At 74.3% G+C, this 17,598-nt stretch carries 13 protein-coding genes; 12 read left to right on the top strand and 1 reads right to left on the bottom strand.

Annotated features, from left to right (window positions below; all coding sequences use genetic code 11):
• The first annotated feature begins 88 nt into the window (after positions 1-88).
• The 6 genes from BBH68_RS07960 to BBH68_RS07935 all read left to right on the top strand — a co-directional run bounded on the left by BBH68_RS07960 (position 89) and on the right by BBH68_RS07935 (position 7,002).
• Positions 89-679: a CGNR zinc finger domain-containing protein gene (locus tag BBH68_RS07960; protein ID WP_065960147.1), complete on the top strand. Its 591-nt coding sequence runs from the start codon at positions 89-91 to the stop codon at positions 677-679.
• A 103-nt stretch (positions 680-782) separates the two neighbouring features.
• A complete protein-coding gene (locus BBH68_RS07955) occupies positions 783-1,313 on the top strand; it encodes a sigma-70 family RNA polymerase sigma factor (protein ID WP_065960145.1) in 531 nt (176 codons plus the stop codon).
• Positions 1,310-2,074: a zf-HC2 domain-containing protein gene (locus BBH68_RS07950; protein WP_065960142.1), complete on the top strand. Its 765-nt coding sequence runs from the start codon at positions 1,310-1,312 to the stop codon at positions 2,072-2,074. Before BBH68_RS07955 ends, BBH68_RS07950 begins: the two co-directional genes overlap by 4 nt.
• Before the next feature lie 262 nt (positions 2,075-2,336).
• Complete coding sequence (locus BBH68_RS07945; RefSeq protein ID WP_065960182.1) at positions 2,337-4,643, top strand: HelD family protein; 2,307 nt, start codon at positions 2,337-2,339, stop codon at positions 4,641-4,643.
• Between the two features lie 383 nt (positions 4,644-5,026).
• A complete protein-coding gene (locus BBH68_RS07940; RefSeq protein ID WP_065960140.1) occupies positions 5,027-6,457 on the top strand; it encodes an NAD-dependent malic enzyme in 1,431 nt (476 codons plus the stop codon).
• Between the two features lie 263 nt (positions 6,458-6,720).
• A complete protein-coding gene (locus BBH68_RS07935) occupies positions 6,721-7,002 on the top strand; it encodes an HU family DNA-binding protein (protein ID WP_009717479.1) in 282 nt (93 codons plus the stop codon).
• A 248-nt stretch (positions 7,003-7,250) separates the two neighbouring features.
• Here BBH68_RS07935 and murA read toward each other — a convergent pair whose 3' ends face one another.
• Entirely contained in the window at positions 7,251-8,594 is a 1,344-nt protein-coding gene (gene murA, locus BBH68_RS07930; protein WP_065960138.1) for a UDP-N-acetylglucosamine 1-carboxyvinyltransferase, read from the bottom strand.
• Between the two features lie 239 nt (positions 8,595-8,833).
• Here murA and BBH68_RS07925 point away from each other — a divergent pair, with 239 nt between their 5' ends.
• The 6 genes from BBH68_RS07925 to BBH68_RS07900 all read left to right on the top strand — a co-directional run bounded on the left by BBH68_RS07925 (position 8,834) and on the right by BBH68_RS07900 (position 17,580).
• Complete coding sequence (locus BBH68_RS07925) at positions 8,834-9,421, top strand: YqgE/AlgH family protein (protein WP_065960137.1); 588 nt, start codon at positions 8,834-8,836, stop codon at positions 9,419-9,421.
• Positions 9,422-9,540: 119 nt separating this feature from the next.
• Positions 9,541-9,825: a DUF3039 domain-containing protein gene (locus BBH68_RS07920; RefSeq protein WP_076972165.1), complete on the top strand. Its 285-nt coding sequence runs from the start codon at positions 9,541-9,543 to the stop codon at positions 9,823-9,825.
• A 255-nt stretch (positions 9,826-10,080) separates the two neighbouring features.
• The gene (locus BBH68_RS07915) at positions 10,081-11,733 is read left to right on the top strand and encodes a beta-N-acetylhexosaminidase (RefSeq protein WP_065960134.1); all 1,653 of its coding nucleotides are present in this window, start codon (positions 10,081-10,083) and stop codon (positions 11,731-11,733) included.
• Positions 11,734-12,008: 275 nt separating this feature from the next.
• Positions 12,009-12,908 carry an FAD binding domain-containing protein gene (locus BBH68_RS07910; protein WP_065960132.1) on the top strand — a complete coding sequence of 300 codons (900 nt, stop codon included), beginning with the start codon at positions 12,009-12,011 and terminating at the stop codon, positions 12,906-12,908.
• Positions 12,905-15,256: a (2Fe-2S)-binding protein gene (locus BBH68_RS07905; protein WP_245737951.1), complete on the top strand. Its 2,352-nt coding sequence runs from the start codon at positions 12,905-12,907 to the stop codon at positions 15,254-15,256. Before BBH68_RS07910 ends, BBH68_RS07905 begins: the two co-directional genes overlap by 4 nt.
• Positions 15,253-17,580 carry a xanthine dehydrogenase family protein molybdopterin-binding subunit gene (locus BBH68_RS07900; RefSeq protein WP_065960128.1) on the top strand — a complete coding sequence of 776 codons (2,328 nt, stop codon included), beginning with the start codon at positions 15,253-15,255 and terminating at the stop codon, positions 17,578-17,580. The genes BBH68_RS07905 and BBH68_RS07900 overlap by 4 nt, the downstream gene beginning before the upstream one ends.
• The last annotated feature ends 18 nt before the right edge of the window (positions 17,581-17,598 follow it).

Genomic DNA, 17,598 nt, shown 5'->3' with positions numbered 1-17,598 from the left:
GGGGTTCCGGGCTCGCGCCGGGGCGGGCACTCTGGGAGGGCGGGCCCTTCCGCGTGACCGCACGGCGACCCGAGGGAGTGACAGGAGCATGACGTCGGCGTCGGCCTATGACCTGCGGTTCGACTCCGGACGGATCTGTCTGGACCTGGTGGCCACGGTCGGCGGGCGGCTGAGCGAGGCCCCGGTGGAGCGGCTGGACGGGGTGGAACCGCTCAAGGCGTGGCTCGTCGGCGCCGGCCTGGTGCCCCGCGACACCGCCCTCGACGTCGTGGACGGCAGCTGGCTCGCCCGCTTCCGCGCCGCCCGCGACCTGCTCCATCGCATTGTGCACACCGAGGTCGAGGGCCGCGCCGCGGGCGCCGACCTGGAGCGGGTGAACGCCCTGGCCTCCACCGCCCCGCCCGCCGTCCGGGCCGTACGCGGCGCCGACGGCACCCTCGTACGCACCCTCGCCGCCACCCCCGACTGCGGCGCGCTGCTGGCCCAGGTCGCCCGGGACGCCGTGGAGTTGCTCACCGACCCCGTGGCGCGGGGGCAGCTGCGCCAGTGCGAGGGGGAGACCTGCTCGCTGCTCTACCTCGACACCTCGCGCGGTCGCCGTCGCCGCTGGTGTTCCAGCGAGGTCTGCGGCAACCGCGAACGCGTGGCGCGGCACCGCCGCCGGGTCACCCGCGCCTAGGGTCTGTCGTCAAAGGGGCCGTGCCAGGCGTCGGGGGCAGGGCGCTCCCTTTGACGACAGGCCCAACCCGCCCCCTCGACCGCGCGGTGGGGATTGCGCAAGGATGCTCCCCGTGACCGAGAGGACGACACCGGACGACGCGCTCATGCGCGCGCTCTACGAAGAGCACGCGGGCCCGCTTCTCGCCTTCGTCCTGCGCCTGGTCGCGGGCGACCGGCACCGCGCGGAGGACGTGGTCCAGGAGACGCTCCTGCGGGCCTGGCGCAACGCCGACCAGCTGCGGAGCACCGGCGGCTCGCTGCGCCCCTGGCTGGTGACCGTGGCCCGGCGCATCGTCATCGACGGTCACCGCGGCCGCCGGGCCCGCCCCCGGGAAGTCGACCCGACGCCCCTGCACGCCGTCCCCGCCGCCGACGAGATCGACCGCGCGCTGCGCATGATGACGATCTCCGACGCGCTCGCCGACCTCACCGACGCGCATAGGGAGGCACTGGTCGAGACATACTTCAAGGGGCGTACGGTGAACGAGGCGGCCGAGGTGCTCCGCGTACCGCCCGGGACGGTCCGGTCCCGGGTCTTCTACGCGCTGCGCGCCCTGCGGCTCTCGCTCGAGGAACGGGGGGTTACGGCATGATGCCGGCAGCGGAGGACCAGCAGCACACCGCCGTCGGCGCTTACGCCCTCGGCGTCCTGGACCCGGCGGACGCGGCCCGCTTCGAGGAGCACCTGCTCGGCTGCGACCGCTGCGGCGCGGAGCTGGAGCGGCTGATGGACATCCCGCCGCTGCTGGCCGAGTTCGCCACGTCCGCCGACGGCCGGACCGTCCTCGACCCGGCCACCATCACCGCCCGCCCCGGGCCCGAGCTGCTCGGCCGGCTGATGGACGACGTCGCGAAGAGCCGCCGCGGCCACCGCAGGCGCCGGCTGTACCTGGTCGCCGCGGCCATCGCCCTGATCATCGGCGGTCCGTTCGCCGGCGCCGCGCTGACCTCGGACGACGGCGGCGGGAGCGGCGGCGGCGCGGTGGCGGCCACCCCGGCGAAGGCGGCGTTCGACCAGGGCCGGAAGTCCGGCTCCACCGACCCCGGCACCGACGTCGAAGCGGTCGTCTCGCTCCAGGCCAAGGGGTGGGGCACCGCGGTGGCCCTCAAGCTGGCCAATGTGAAGGGCCCCAAGGCCTGCGACCTGGTCGCCGTCGGCAAGGACGGCCACGAGGAGACCGTCACCACCTGGGCCGTGCCCAGCACCGGCTACGGCATCAAGGACGGCGACGCCTCCCGCTGGAGCAAGGAGCCGCTGTACGCCCTGGGCGGCGCGGCCATGAACCCCGACCAGATCGACCGCTTCGAGGTCCGCACCCTGGACGGCGAGCGGCTGGCCGTGGTCAAGATCTAGCCGGGCCCCTGGTGTACGGTTGACGGCTGCCCTACGCACACAGAAGGGGGCTTGGGTGGCCGCGCACAACGCCACGCACGCGAGCCGGGAGGCGAGACCGGACAGACCCGGGCCCGCCGCCGAACGGGACGCCGCGCAACGGGACGCCGTGAACCAGGACGGTGTGAACCAGGGCGCCGGGAACCGGGACGCCGGAAACCGGGACGGCGCTCACCAGGACGGCGCTCACCAGGACGGCGGGGACGGGGTCCGCGAGCGGGAGATCCGTGGCGAGCAGGCGCATCTGGACCGCGTCTACCGCCGCCTCGAGGAGAAGATCCACGAGGCGGAGTTCCTGATGGACGACGCCGCCAAGCGCGGCCAGGTCGGCACGCCCGGCGCGCTCGCCGAGCGGGACGCCCAGGTCTTCCGCGCCGGCGTGCACCTCAACCGGCTCAACAGCGAGTTCGAGGACTTCCTCTTCGGCCGCATCGACCTGCTGCTCGGCAAGGACGGGGAGCGCGGCCCGGACGGCGCGTACACCTCCGTCGAGCCCGCCGACGACGCCATCCAGCCCGGCGGCGAGGACGGCGGCGACCGCGCGGAGATCGCCGAGACCCTGCACATCGGCCGCATCGGCGTCCTGGACGCCGACTACGCCCCCCTCGTCATCGACTGGCGGGCCCCCGCCGCCGCCCCCTTCTACCGCTCCACCCCCGTCGCCCCCGGCCGGGTCGTGCGCCGCCGCGTCATCCGCAGCAAGGGCCGCCGGGTGATCGGCGTCGAGGACGACCTGCTGCGCCCCGAACTCACCGCGACCCTGGACGGCGCGGCCCTGCCGGTCGTCGGCGACGGCGCGCTGATGGCGGCGCTCGGCCAGGCCCGCGGCCACACCATGCGCGACATCGTCGCCTCCATCCAGGCCGAGCAGGACCTGGTGATCCGCGCCCCCGCCGCCTCCGTCACCGAGGTGGAGGGCGGCCCGGGCACCGGCAAGACCGCGGTCGCGCTGCACCGCGCGGCGTACCTGCTCTACCAGGACCGGCGGCGGTACGCGGGCGGGATCCTGGTCGTCAGCCCGACCCCGCTGCTGGTCGCCTACACCGAGGGCGTGCTGCCCTCGCTCGGCGAGGAGGGACAGGTCGCGATCCGCGCGGTCGGGTCGCTGGTGGACGGCGCCGAGGCCACCGCGTACGACGAGCCGGCCGCGGCCCGCGTCAAGGGCTCGGCCCGGATGACGCGGGTGCTGCGCAAGGCCGCCCGCGGCGCCCTGGAGCTGCCCGCGGGCCCCGGCCGGGCCGGGCCGCCGGAGCGGCTGCGCGTCGTGGCGTTCGGCGCGCGCGTCGAGCTGGACGCGGACGAGCTGCGCCGGATCAGACAGACCGCGCTGGGCGGCACCGCGCCCGTCAACCTCCTGCGGCCGCGCGCCCGCCGCCTGCTGCTGGACGCGCTGTGGACCAAGTCGGGGGCCGGCCGCCGCTACACCGACCCCGAGCTGGCCGCCGAGGCGCGCGAGGGGTTCGACGAGGACATCTCCACCGAGGACGACTTCCTCGGCTTCCTGGACGCCTGGTGGCCCGAGCTCACCCCGCGCTCCGTGCTGGCCGCGATGGCCGACGAGAAGCGGCTGGGGCGCTGGTCCCGGCGGGTGCTGACGCAGCGCGAAGTGCGGCAGCTCGCCCGCTCGCTGGCCCGGCTGGGCGAGGACGGCCGGGGGCCGCTGTCCGTGCACGACGTGGCGCTGCTGGACGAGCTGCACACCGTCCTGGGCGCCCCGGCCCGGCCCGCCAGGCCCCGCGAGGCCGACCCGCTGGACCAGCTCACCGGCCTGGAGGAGCTGACCACCTTCGCCGACCGCACCGCGCGGCGCCGCGGCCGCGCGGACCGAGCCGAGCAGGAGCGCGCCGACTACGCCCATGTGATCGTCGACGAGGCGCAGGACCTCACCCCGATGCAGTGGCGCATGATCGGGCGGCGCGGCCGCCACGCCACCTGGACGGTGGTCGGGGACCCGGCGCAGAGTTCCTGGTCGGACCCGGAGGAGGCGGCCGAGGCCCGCGCCGAGGCGCTGGGCAGCCGCCCGCGCCGCCGCTTCACGCTGACCGTGAACTACCGCAACCCGGCGGAGATCGCCGAGGTCGCGGCGAAGGTGCTCGCGCTCGCCATGCCCGGCGCCCAGGCGCCCGAGGCGGTCCGCTCCACCGGCCTGGCGCCGCGCTTCGCACCCGCGGCGGCCGGGGACGGGGCCGACGGGGCGCTGGCGGCGCGGGTGCGCGAGGAGGCGCGGCGGCTGCTGGACGAGGTGGACGGCACGGTCGGCGTGGTCGTCGCCATGCGGCGGCGCGCGGCGGCGCGCCGCTGGCTGGAGGGGCTCGGCGACCGCGTGGTGGCCCTGGGCAGCCTGGAGGCCAAGGGCCTGGAGTACGACGCGACGGTCGTCGTCTCGCCCGCGGAGATCGCCGACGAGTCCCCGGCGGGGCTGCGGGTGCTGTACGTGGCGCTGACCCGCGCCACGCAGCGGCTGACCGTGGTGCCGGGGGAGCGGGACGACCCCGACGAGCACGGCGTCCCCGATCTGCTCCGCGACTGACCTGTTCCGGGACTGTCCTGTTCCGGGACCGGAGCGACCCCGGGCGGAAAATCAACCCGTGGGGGAGGGAATCACTTCCGGGGATGGTTTGTTAGCCTTGCTGTGGCACCGGCTCGATCCAAGCCCCCGGGCCCAACCTTCGTCGCTTCGAGCGACCACTTGCCGCGAGGCGAGCATGGCGGGTCGGTGCCACCTAGACCGTTGAAGAGGTCCGCGTCAGCCTTCAGGGCGCGGGCCTCTTTCGTTTGCTGAACAATATTTCCGAAACTCGGGCCCGGTTACCAGGTACCGGAAGGTAGGTGCAACTATCTGAGGACGCGGCCCGGCAACCACTACCGCGGCCCCGGACAACCTGAAACAAGGGAAAGCAGAGGAAGTCGGCCATGGCAACGGCGCCCAGCGTCTCGTACTCGATGACGGTCCGGCTGGAGGTCCCCGCGAGCGGCACGGCGGTCAGCCAGCTCACCACGGCCGTGGAGTCCTCCGGTGGCTCGGTCACCGGCCTCGACGTGACCGCGTCCGGTCACGAGAAGCTCCGTATCGACGTCACCATCGCCGCGACCTCCACCGCGCACGCCGACGAGATCGTCGAGAAGCTGCGCGGCATCGAGGGCGTCTCGCTCGGCAAGGTCTCCGACCGTACGTTCCTGATGCACCTCGGCGGCAAGATCGAGATGTCGTCGAAGCACCCCATCCGCAACCGCGACGACCTGTCCATGGTCTACACCCCGGGCGTCGCCCGCGTGTGCCAGGCCATCGCCGACAACCCCGAGGACGCCCGCCGCCTCACCATCAAACGCAACAGCGTCGCGGTGGTCACCGACGGCTCCGCGGTGCTGGGCCTGGGCAACATCGGCCCCAAGGCCGCGCTGCCCGTCATGGAGGGCAAGGCGGCCCTGTTCAAGCGCTTCGCCGGCATCGACGCCTGGCCGCTGTGCCTGGACACCCAGGACACCGATGCGATTGTCGAGATCGTCAAGGCCATCGCCCCCGGCTTCGCGGGGATCAACCTGGAGGACATCTCCGCCCCCCGCTGCTTCGAGATCGAGGCCCGGCTGCGCGAGGCGCTGGACATCCCGGTCTTCCACGACGACCAGCACGGCACCGCGATCGTCGTGCTCGCCGCCCTCACCAACGCGCTGCGCGTGGTCAACAAGAAGATCGGCGACGTGCGGGTGGTCATGTCCGGCGCGGGCGCGGCCGGCACCGCGATCCTCAAGCTGCTGATCGCCGCGGGCGTGCGCCACGCGGTGGTCGCGGACATCCACGGCGTGGTGCACGCCGGGCGCGAGGACCTGGCCGCCGCGAACGGCAACGGCGACATGGCCGCGCTGCGCTGGATCGCCGACAACACCAACCCCGAGGGCGTCACCGGCACGCTCAAGGAGGCCGTGCGCGGCGCCGACGTCTTCATCGGCGTCTCCGCCCCGAACGTCCTGTCCGGCGAGGACGTGGCCGCCATGGCGGACGACGCGATCGTCTTCGCGCTGGCCAACCCCGACCCCGAGGTGGACCCGGCGATCGCCCGCCAGACCGCCGCCGTGGTCGCCACCGGCCGCTCCGACTTCCCGAACCAGATCAACAACGTGCTGGTCTTCCCGGGCGTCTTCCGCGGCCTGCTCGACGCCCAGTCGCGTACGGTGAACGACGACATGATGCTGGCCGCGGCCCGTGCCCTGGCGGACGTCGTCCACGACGACGAGCTGAACGCCAACTACATCATCCCGAGTGTCTTCAACGACAAGGTCGCGGGTGCGGTCGCCGGGGCCGTGCGGGCCGCCGCCAAGGCTGTGACCGGTACCACGGCGGTCTAGGCCGGGCTCGGCGCGTCGTACGGCGCGTCGGGTGGCGTTCAGCCGATCGGGCCCCCTTAGGGTGTCGGCAGAAACGGCCGCCACGGCGCTATCCGTGCGACTCACCAGGGCCCCGGATTGGCTTTCCCGCCACAGGTGGGGGCAGGATGCGTTCCGGGCGCGAGGGTCTGAACAGCAGACCCGGGTCCGGGGACTGTCCGAGGGCCCTGGCAGCATCGGCTTCGATCTCACGCCTACTGGCAAGATGAACACGGGAGTACAAAATGAACCGCAGTGAGCTGGTGGCCGCTCTGTCCGAGCGCGCCGAGGTGACCCGAAAGGACGCCGACGCCGTTCTGGCCGCCCTCGCCGAGGTGACCGGAGAGGTCGTCGCGAAGGGCGACGAGAAGGTCACCATCCCCGGCTTCCTCACCTTCGAGCGCACCCACCGTGCCGCTCGCACCGCGCGCAACCCGCAGACCGGTGAGCCGATCGAGATCCCGGCCGGCTACAGCGTGAAGGTCTCCGCGGGCTCCAAGCTCAAGGAAGCCGCCAAGGGCAAGTAAGACCCCATGCGAAAGGGGCGGCCACCCGTTGGGAGGGTGGCCGCCCCTTTCGGCGTCCCTACGGCCCTCTGAGGCCGTTTCCGGGGCCTTGGGCCTTCTCCCCGGCCTTCAGGGCCTTTCCCCGGCCGCTCAGGCCTTCTCCCCGGCCCCCGGCAGCTCCACCTTCGCGCCCAGCTCCACCAGCTTGTCCATGCTGTGCTCACCCGGGGGGTAACCCCCGGACCCCCAGCCGGGGGCGGCGACGGGGCTCAGACGGTCTCTTGGCCGCCCGGCAGCTCCACCTTCGCGCCCAGCTCCACCAGCTTGTCCATGAAGTTCTCATAGCCGCGGTTGATCAGGTCGATGCCGTGGACCCGGGAGGTGCCCTGGGCCGCCAGGGCCGCGATGAGGTACGAGAAGCCGCCGCGCAGGTCGGGGATGACCAGGTCCGCGCCCTGCAGCTTGGTCGGGCCCGACACGACCGCCGAGTGCAGGAAGTTCCGCTGGCCGAAGCGGCAGGCGGAGCCGCCCAGGCACTCGCGGTAGAGCTGGATGTGCGCGCCCATCTGGTTCAGCGCGGAGGTGAAGCCCAGCCGCGACTCGTACACCGTCTCGTGGACGATGGACAGCCCGGAGGCCTGGGTCAGGGCCACGACCAGGGGCTGCTGCCAGTCGGTCTGGAAGCCGGGGTGGACGTCCGTCTCCAGGGCGATCGCGTTGAGCTTGCCGCCCGGGTGCCAGAACCGTATGCCCTCGTCGTCGATGTCGAAGGCGCCGCCGACCTTGCGGTAGGTGTTGAGGAAGGTCATCATCTCGCGCTGGCTGGCGCCGCGCACGTAGATGCTGCCCTCGGTCGCGAGCGCCGCGCTGGCCCAGGAGGCGGCCTCCAGGCGGTCGGGCAGGGCGCGGTGGTTGTAGCCGCCGAGCTTGTCGACGCCGGTGATGCGGATCGTCCGGTCGGTGTCCATGGAGATGATCGCGCCCATTTTCTGCAGGACGCAGATCAGGTCCTCGATCTCCGGCTCGACCGCCGCGTTGGAGAGTTCCGTCACACCCTCGGCGAGCACCGCCGTCAGCAGCACCTGCTCGGTGGAGCCGACCGACGGGTACGGCAGGCGGATCTTGGTGCCGCGCAGCCGGTGCGGGGCCTCCAGGTACTGGCCGTCCGCCCGCTTCTCGATCGTGGCGCCGAACTGCCGCAGCACGTCGAAGTGGAAGTCGATCGGCCGGCCGCCGATGTCGCAGCCGCCCAGGCCGGGGATGAAGGCGTGGCCGAGGCGGTGCAGCAGCGGACCGCAGAACAGGATCGGGATGCGCGAGGAGCCCGCGTGGGCGTCGATGTCGGCGACGTTGGCGCTCTCCACGTGGGTCGGGTCCAGCACCAGCTCGCCGGCCTCGTCACCGGGGCGTACCGTGACGCCGTGCAGCTGGAGCAGCCCGCGCACCACCCGCACGTCGCGGATGTCGGGGACGTTGCGCAGCCGGCTCGGCCCGCTGCCGAGCAGCGCGGCGACCATGGCCTTGGGCACGAGGTTCTTCGCGCCGCGGACACGGATCTCGCCTTCGAGCGGGGTGCCGCCATGGACGAGCAGGACATCGTTCGAGCGGGTCATCTGGTCTCGCGTTCCTGGGACGGTCGGGGGCCAAAAGGCAAGAGTAATGGCCGCGGAGAGCGCCTCCGTATGCCCGAGGTACCCACAGAACCGACATGGATGTGTCACAACACGTTCGGTTCGGAGCGGAAAGCGGACGGTTACCTGCGCCGTGCCTGCTGTCGTACGCCCCGACCTGCTCTCATACGGGACTCGTCTTCCACTCCCCCTCCGGGGCCGACATGCGGGATCATGTGTCCATGACCGAGGTGTCCTCGCTCACAGGACGGCTGCTTGTCGCGACACCGGCGCTGGCGGACCCGAACTTCGACCGCGCGGTGGTGCTCCTCCTCGACCACGACGAGGAGGGGTCGCTGGGCGTGGTGCTCAACCGCCCGACCCCGGTGGGGGTCGGCGACATCCTGGAGTCCTGGGCCGCGCTGGCCGGCGAGCCGGGGGTGGTGTTCCAGGGCGGCCCGGTGTCGCTGGACTCCGCGCTGGGCGTCGCCGTGGTCCCCGGCGAGGCCGGCAGAGCCTCCTCCGTGACCGAGGACGGCCCGCTCGGCTGGCGCCGGGTGCACGGCGCGATCGGACTGGTCGACCTGGAGGCGCCGCCCGAGCTGCTGGCCGCCGCCGTCGGCTCGCTGCGGATCTTCGCGGGCTACGCCGGATGGGGGCCGGGTCAGCTGGAGGACGAGCTGTCCGAGGGCGCGTGGTACGTGGTGGAGTCCGAGCCGGGCGATGTCTCCTCGCCCGCCCCGGAGCGGCTGTGGCGGGCGGTGCTGCGCCGCCAGCGCAGCGAACTGGCGATGGTCGCCACCTATCCGGACGATCCCTCGCTCAATTAGGGGCGGCCGCCCAACTGGGAGCGGTGGGTGGCGGGTGGCGCGCGGCGGCGAACAGCGGCCGGCGTCGCGGGGAGGCGCTGAGCCGTCGTTCGCCCGGAGCCTGAGTACCCTAGGGCTGTATGAGCACTCTTGAGCCCGAGCGCGGGGCAGGCACGGGGACCCTCGTTGAGCCGACACCGCAGGTGTCGCACGGTGACGGCGACCACGAGCGCTATGCCCACTACGTACAGAAGGACAAGATCATGGAGAGCGCGCTCTCCGGATCGCCGGTGGTCGCCCTGTGCGGCAAGGTCTGGGTCCCGGGTCGCGACCCGAAGAAGTACCCGGTCTGCCCGATGTGCAAGGAGATCTTCGACGGCATGGGCGCCGGCGGCGACAAGGACAAGGACGGCGGCAAGAAGTAGGCCTTCCGCCTCCGGCGCACCGCCGGAGACGAGCCCCGCGCGCGGCACGTCCGGCCCGCGCCCCCTCGACCGGGGCGCGGGCCGGACGTGTGCCCGCATCTCGGCGGGGAGTTGCCGGGCGGCTGAGCAGGGGGCGCTCGGGGCAGTGAAGCAGTGGCAGGGGCGAGCCCTGCCGTGCGGCCCCACTCGCCACCAAGCCCCACTCGCCACGAGGCTTCGCTCGCCGCGAGGCCACCCGCCGGGAAGGCACTTGCCATGAAGCTGACGGATCCGATCCCGGCGCCCAGCAGCGCGCACGAGCCGCTGTCCGGCGCCGGCCACCTGCTGGACGCCACGACCCCGCTGGCGGCGGGGCCGGGCACCGAGCCCATCGCGCGCTGGCTGCGCGCCACGGTCGGCGCCGCCACCGGCCTGCCGCTCGCGCCCGGCCAGGACCACGACAGCGGCGTCGTCCTCCGGATCGACCCCGAGATCGAGCGGAAGCTGGGCCCCGAGGGCTACCGCCTCGCCGTCGACGGCCACGCCGTCCGGATCGACGGCGGCGGCCCGGCCGGCGTCTTCTGGGGCGCGCAGACGCTCCGTCAGCTGCTGGGGCCCGAGGCCCACCGCCGGGCTCCGATCGCGCCCCGCGAGCGATGGGAGGTGCCCGCCGGCGTGATCGAGGACGCCCCGCGCTTCGCCTGGCGCGGTCTGATGCTGGACGTCGCCCGGCACTTCATGCCCAAGGGCGATCTGCTCGCCTACGTCGACCTCATGGCCGCGCACAAGCTCAATGTGCTCCACCTGCACCTGACGGACGACCAGGGCTGGCGCCTGGAGATCCGCCGCTACCCCAGGCTCACCGAGGTCGGCGCCTGGCGCGAGCGCAGCAAAGTCGGCCCCCGCGACTCGCCGCTGTGGGACGAGCGCCCGCACGGCGGCTACTACACCCAGGACGACATCCGCGAGATCGTCGCCTACGCCGCCGAGCGGCACATCACCGTCGTCCCGGAGATCGACCTCCCCGGACACTCGCAGGCCGCCATCGCCGCGCACCCGGAACTGGGCAACACCGACGTCATCGACACCGCCTCCCTCGGAGTCTGGACCACCTGGGGCATCAATCCGAACGTACTCTCACCCACCGACACCACGCTGCGCTTCTACGAGAACGTCCTGGAGGAGGTCCTGGAACTCTTCCCCGGCACCTTCGTCCACCTCGGCGGCGACGAGTGCCCCAGGGAGCAGTGGCAGGCCTCCCCGACCGCCCGGGACCGCGTCCGCGAGCTGGGCCTGGGCGGCGTGGACCAGCTTCAGGGCTGGCTGCTGGGGCACTTCGGCCGCCGGCTCGCCGAGCGCGGCCGCCGCCTGATCGGCTGGGACGAGATCCTGGAAGGCGTCATCCCGGAAGCCGGCCTGCCCGAGGGCGCCGCCGTCCAGTCCTGGCGCGGCTACGCGGGGGGCATCGCGGCCGCCCGGGCCGGTCATGACGTCGTCATGTGCCCCAAGCAGCACGTGTACTTCGACTACCGCCAGGCGCCGGGCGACGACGAGCCGGTCCCCATCGGCTACGTACGCACACTGGAGGACGTCTACCGCTTCGAGCCGGTTCCGCCCCAGCTCACCGGCGCCGACGCGGAGCGCGTGCTCGGCGCCCAGGCCAACGTGTGGACGGAGCTGACGGAGGACCGGCGGCGCGTGGACTACCAGACCTTCCCCCGCCTCGCCGCCTTCGCCGAGACCGTCTGGTCCTCCCTCCCGCCCCCGTCCGAACGTGACTTCGAGGGCTTCCAGGAGCGCATGGCGGCCCACTACGCCCGCCTGGACGCGCTCGGCGTGGAGTACCGGCCTCCCGGCGGCCCGCGCCCCTGGCAGCGGCGCCCGGGCGTATCCGGACGTCCGATCGACGGGTCGCCCCCGATCGTGTGAGGCACACCGGAAGGTGCGCCCCCCGGCGGCATGCGCCTGGGACCGTGGGTCCCCGGCGCAACCCCAAGTCGTACGAGGGTCCCTGAAACGTGGCAATCCACACCTGGCGGAGACGTCGTCCCAAACCCGTACCATCCCCTTGGTCGGGGACGGATCCATGCTTGACGGACCCTCGCGACGGCGGACTCGGAAGATGTGCCAGAGTTGCCACGTCCGGGCTGTCAGCACGTACCGTACGGCGCAACAGCCGGGACACCGGGGAAGGGGCAGCTGGGTTGACCACGCACGCACCGCAGGCGGCGCACACGGTGACGTTGCCGGGCACGCTCGACGAGGCCGTGGCGGCGCTGGCCGCCATGCCCGCCGCCGTGCCCGTCGCGGGCGGCACCGATCTGATGGCCGCCGTCAACTCCGGGCTGCTGCGGCCCGCCGCCCTCGTCGGTCTCGGCCGGATCAGCGAGATCCGGGGCTGGCGCTACCTGGACGGCCACGCCCTGCTCGGCGCCGGACTCACCCACGCCCGCATGGGCCGCCCCGACTTCGCCGCGCTCATCCCGGCGCTGGCCGCCGCCGCCCGCGCGGCCGGGCCGCCGCAGATCCGCAACGCGGGCACGCTCGGCGGGAACATCGTCACCGCCGCCCCCACGGGCGACGCGCTGCCGGTGCTCGCCGCGCTGGAGGCCACGGTCATCATCGCCGGGCCCGAGGGCGCGCGCCGTGAGATCCCGGTCAGCCATCTGCTGGCCGGCGTGGAGATGCTGCGGCCCGGTGAACTCGTCGGGTTCGTACGGGTGCCGATCCTCCACGCGCCCCAGGCCTTCCTGAAGGCCACCGGCCGCACCGGCCCGGGCCGGGCCACGGCCTCGGTCGCCGTGGTGCTCGACCCGGCGCGGCGCGGGGTGCGCTGCGCGGTCGGCGCGGTCGCGCCCATGCCGCTGCGCCCGCTGGAGGCCGAGCGCTGGGTGGCCTCGCTCATCGACTGGGACGGCGACCGGGGCCGCCTCGACCCGCAGGTGGCCGCCGCCTTCGGCGAGTACGTCGCCGCCGCCTGCATTCCCGACCCGGCTCCGCCCGCCGACGGCTCCGAGCCGGTGCCCCTGCCGCCCGCCGCGATCCATCTGAGGCGTACGGTGGCAGCCCTGGCCCGCCGAGCATTGGGGAGGGCACTCGCGTGAGTGACGAACAGCAGCCGCACCGGCCGGATTCCGGGAGCGGGTGGCAGCCGATGCCGCACGGCCCCGAGTACGACGCGGAGGCCACCGGCTTCGTGCAGCTGCCGCCCGACCACTCGCTCCAGGACCCGGCCGCCCTCGCGGGCGGGTGGGACCCGCTCGCGGCCCCCGGCACCGGCTACACGCCCCCGCCCATGACGGGCGTGCCCGGCGCGCCCTCGCAGGGCGGCCAGTGGCAGCCGACGGCGCACGACCCCGGCGCGCACGGGCAGCCGACCCCCCCGGCGGGTGATCCCGCCGGGACCGGGCACTGGTCGCTGCCGATGGACGCCGGCGCGGACGCCTCCGGGCAGTGGGCGCAGCCCGGACAGGGCGGTGACTCGGGCGAGTACGCCTACGGGGGACACCAGGACCCGCACGCCCCGCACCACGCGCACGACCCGCACGGGAACGGGGGGTGGGACCTGCCCGCCGCCGGGCAGGGGCAGGCCGGCCAGCCTGGTCAGGCCGGGCAGTGGTCGATCCCCTTCGCCGCCGACGACGGCTACGACGAGACCGGCGCGTATCCGGTGAACGACCCGGCCGCCGCGGCCCAGTGGCAGGTGCCCGAGGCGCCCGGCGGCCAGTGGGGCGCCCCCGCCGTGGGCGACCACGGGGTCGAGGAGAGCGGCGAATACCCGGTCGCCGAGCACCCCGGCCCGGCGGCGTCTCCGTACGGCGCGCACGACACCGCGCAGTGGGCGATGCCCTACGCCGACGGCACGCACGAGCAGCAGAGCGGGCCCGGCCCGCACGGCCACGCCCAGCCGCACGCCCAGCAGGGCCAGGTGGGTCAGGGGGGCCAGACCGGGCAGACCGGCCAGTGGTCGTTTCCGGTGGCCGGTGACGACGGCGCCGAGGACTCCGGCGAGTACGCGCTCGGCGACCACGCCCTCCGCTCCGCCCCCGCCCCGCAGCCGCTCAGGGGCCCCGCCCGGCGCCGCCTGAGGCTGCCCGGCGGCGCCCACGAGGTGGACGACTGGCCCGAGGAGTTGACGCACGGCGGCCAGGGCGGCGCCGACGCCCACGAGGGCGCGGGGACCCCGCCGCACGGAGTGGTGCCCACGGGCGGCCGCGGCGGGTTCGTGGACGACGGTTACGACGAACACGGCGGCTACGACGGCCCGGTGGACGACGGCTCCGCGCACGAGGGCTCCGCGCACGAGGACCGGGGCGCGACCCCGCCGCACGGCGTCGCCGCCGAGGGCACGCCCTCCGAGGCGCCTGATGCCCTTGAGGCGGCGGGGGCCGCGGAGGCGGCCGAAGCGTACGAGGCCCCCGAGGCCCCCGAGACCCCCGAGGTACCTGAGGCACTGGAACCTGTCGAGGCAGCAGAAGCTCCCGAGGCACACCAGGCTCCCGAGGCACACCAGGCACCCGCGGGCCCCGCACAGGCCGGGGATTCGGCCGAGTTGGCGCTGGACGGCCAGGGCGCGCCCCTCGCCGACGCCGACCCGTCGGCCGGTGACGGCGCGCCCGCCGACGGCGGCGAGCCACCCGCCGCCGAGGCGGCCCCCGAAGCAGCCGAGCCCGCCGCACCGGCCGACACACCGGACGCGGCAGCCGCGGCGGACCCGGCGGCCCCAGCCCTCGCAGAAGCCACAGACACGACAGAGGCGACAGACGCCCCAGCGGACCCCCAGCCGGACGACGCCGACGCGGCCCTCCAGGTCGACGGCGAGCACCCCAGCGCCTCGTACGTCCTGCACGTCAACGGCGCCGACCGGCCCGTCACCGACGCCTGGATCGGCGAGTCGCTGCTGTACGTGCTGCGCGAGCGCCTGGGCCTGGCCGGGGCCAAGGACGGCTGCTCGCAGGGCGAGTGCGGCGCCTGTTCCGTGCAGGTCGACGGGCGGCTGGTCGCCTCCTGCCTGGTGCCCGCCGCGACCGCCGCGGGCTGCGAGGTCCGTACGGTCGAGGGCCTGGCTGTGGACGGGCAGCCGTCGGACGTGCAGCGCGCGCTGGCCGCCTGCGGGGCGGTGCAGTGCGGGTTCTGCGTGCCGGGCCTGGCGATGACCGTGCACGACCTGCTGGAGGGCAACCACTCCCCGAGCGACCTGGAGACCCGCCAGGCGATCTGCGGGAACCTGTGCCGCTGCTCCGGCTACCGCGGCGTGGTCGACGCGGTGCGCCAGGTCGTCACGGAAAGGGAGGCGGCGGCCGCTGCCGACGCGGAGGAGGCGGCGCAGCACGACGGGCAGGAAGCCGCCGCCCGCATCCCGCACCAGGCCGGCCCGCCGGGCATCAACGGCGCCGGTGGCAACGGCGGCTTCGACGGCAGCGGCACGGGCAGCGGGAGGGCGACGGCATGACTGGAATCGCGGACGGCACCGGCGCCGCCACCGCCACCCCCGCCGCCGGAGTCCCCCTCACGCCCAAGGAGCCGCCGACCATCGGCCTCGGCGTGTCGCTGGAGCCCGCCGACGCCGTCGCCAAGACCTCCGGCACCTTCCCGTACGCGGCCGACCTGTGGGCCGAGGGGCTGCTGTGGGCCGCGGTGCTGCGCTCCCCGCACCCGCACGCCCGTATCGTCTCGATCGACACCGCGGCCGCCGCCCGGATGCCGGGCGTCCGGGCCGTGGTGACGCACGCCGACGTCCCGGGCGACGCCGCGCACGGCCGCCGGGTCGCCGACCGCCCGGTCTTCGCCAAGGACGTGGTGCGCCACCACGGCGAGCCGATCGCCGCGGTCGCTGCCGACCACCCCGACACCGCCCGGCTGGCCGCCGCGGCCATCGCCGTCGAATACGAGGTGCTGGAGCCGGTCACCGACCCCGAGCAGGCGTTCGCCGCCGAGCCGCTGCACCCCGACGGCAATCTGGTGCGCCACATCCCGCTGCGCTTCGGCGACCCGGACGTGGTCGGCGAGGTCATCGTCGAGGGCCTGTACCGGATCGGCCGTCAGGACCCGGCGCCCATCGGCGCCGAGGCCGGTCTGGCGGTCCCGCGCCCCGACGGCGGCGTGGAGATCTACACGGCCTCCACCGACCCCCACGCCGACCGCGATCTGGCCGCCGCCTGCTTCGGCCTGGAGCCGGAGCGGGTCAAGGTCGTGGTCACCGGCGTGCCCGGCGCCATGGGCGAGCGCGAGGACCCCGGCATGCAGCTGCCGCTGGGCCTGCTGGCGCTGCGCACCGGTCACCCCGTCAAGCTCGCCGCGACCCGCGAGGAGTCCTTCCTCGGCCACGCCCACCGCCACCCGACCCTGCTGCGCTACCGCCACCACGCCGACGCCGAGGGCAAGCTGGTGAAGGTCGAGGCCCAGATCCTGCTGGACGCGGGCGCGTACGCCGACTCCTCCGCGGACGCGCTGGCCGCCGCGGTGTCCTTCGCCTGCGGCCCGTACGTGGTGCCGCACGCGTTCATCGAGGGCTGGGCGGTGCGCACCAACAATCCGCCCTCCGGCCATGTCCGCGGCGAGGGCGCCATGCAGGTGTGCGCCGCGTACGAGGGCCAGATGGACAAGCTCGCGGCCAAGCTGGGCATCGACCCGGCCGAGATCCGGCTGCGCAACGCCATGGCGACCGGCGATCTGCTGCCCACCGGCCAGACCGTCACCTGCCCCGCCCCCGTCGCCGAACTGCTGCGCGCCGTACGGGACGCCCCGCTGCCCCCGCTCCCCGAGGACGACCCCGAGGAGGAGTGGCTGCTGCCCGGCGGCCCCGAGGGCGCGGGCGAGCCGGGCGCGGTGCGGCGCGGCGTCGGCTACGCGCTGGGCATGGTGCACATGCTGGGCGCCGAGGGGGCCGACGAGGTGTCCACGGCCACGGTCAAGGTCACCGGCTCGGTGGCCACCGTCATCTGCGCGGCCGTCGAGACCGGCCAGGGCTTCACCACCCTGGCCCGCCAGATCGTGCAGGAGGTCCTCGGCATCGAGGAGGTGCACGTCGCCCCGGTCGACACCGACCAGCCCCCGGCCGGCCCCGCCGCGCGCGGCCGCCACACCTGGGTGTCGGGCGGCGCGGTCGAGCGGGCCGCGAAGATGGTCCGCACCCAGCTGCTCCAGCCGCTCGCGCACAAGTTCGGCATGTCCACCGAGCTGCTGACCATCGCCGACGGAAAGATCACCTCGTATGACGGGGTGCTCTCCACGACCGTCGACGAGGCGCTGGAGGGCAAGGAGCTGTGGGCCACCGCGCAGTGCCGCCCGCACCCCACCGAGCCGCTGGACGAGACCGGCCAGGGCGACGCCTTCGTCGGCCTCGCCTTCTGCGCCGTACGCGCGGTGGTCGACGTCGACATCGAGATCGGCGCGGTGCGCGTGGTGGACATGACGGTCGCCCAGGACGTGGGCCGGGTGCTCAACCCCCGCCAGCTCGCCGCCCGGATCGAGGCGGGCGTCGCCCAGGGCATCGGCGCGGCCCTCACCGAGAACCTGCGCACCTCCCGCGGGGTGATCCGCCACCCGAACCTCACCGGCTACACCCTGCCGACCGCCGTGGACGTTCCCGACATCCGCATCGTCAAACTCGTCGAGGAGCGCGACGTGGTCGCCCCCTTCGGTGCCAAGGCCGCCAGCGCGGTGCCGGTCGTCACCACGCCGGCGGCGGTGGCCGCCGCGGTCCGCTCGGCCACCGGGCGCCCGGTCAACAGGCTGCCGATCCGCCCCCAGTCGGCGGTCGTCAACAGAACCTGATCGCGGCTCGAGTCTGAG

Source organism: Streptomyces sparsogenes (assembly GCF_001704635.1).
Taxonomy (GTDB): domain Bacteria; phylum Actinomycetota; class Actinomycetes; order Streptomycetales; family Streptomycetaceae; genus Streptomyces; species Streptomyces sparsogenes.
This window is presented reverse-complemented; position numbering and strand designations above follow the sequence as displayed.